This is a genomic window from Sporosarcina luteola (assembly GCF_023715245.1).
In the GTDB taxonomy this organism is placed as follows: Bacteria; Bacillota; Bacilli; order Bacillales_A; family Planococcaceae; genus Sporosarcina; species Sporosarcina luteola_C.
Map to the genome: position 1 here is coordinate 1 of NZ_JAMBNV010000016.1, position 509 is coordinate 509.

The window sequence follows — 509 nt, forward strand, 5'->3', positions numbered from 1 at the left end:
TTGATTACCATTGTATAGCGATATACGTTGGTAATCGTTAAAAAAGTATTGTTCAATCACAAAAGTGATCGACTCGGTTGATTACTTGATGTTTTGTTGCTTCAATGTCGTTTTATCCAGTTTTCAAGGAACAAAAATACTCCCATCGGAGTAAGTTGGTGGAGCCTAGCGGGATCGAACCGCTGACCTCCTGCGTGCAAGGCAGGCGCTCTCCCAGCTGAGCTAAGGCCCCGAAATATGAATGGTGGGCCTAAGTGGACTCGAACCACCGACCTCACGCTTATCAGGCGTGCGCTCTAACCAGCTGAGCTATAGGCCCCTTCCGGGATTATGAAGTTTATCTTGTTCACTTTCAAACACGCACTGTGTCTGAAACTGTCCAATGAACCTTCAAAACTGAACGCAAAACGTCAACGTATGAACCCAAGGTTCATATTCCGTAATTATCCTTAGAAAGGAGGTGATCCAGCCGCACCTTCCGATACGGCTACCTTGTTACGACTTCACCC

2 tRNA genes and 1 rRNA gene are annotated in these 509 nt (G+C 46.4%); all 3 read right to left on the bottom strand.

From position 1 onward, the window contains the following. Positions 1-156: 156 nt before the first annotated feature. Positions 157-232 (bottom strand) — tRNA-Ala (locus tag M3152_RS17775). Between the two features lie 10 nt (positions 233-242). Then, positions 243-319, bottom strand: a tRNA-Ile gene (locus tag M3152_RS17780). Between the two features lie 134 nt (positions 320-453). Then, positions 454-509: ribosomal RNA gene (locus M3152_RS17785) — 16S ribosomal RNA — on the bottom strand; the annotation flags it as partial.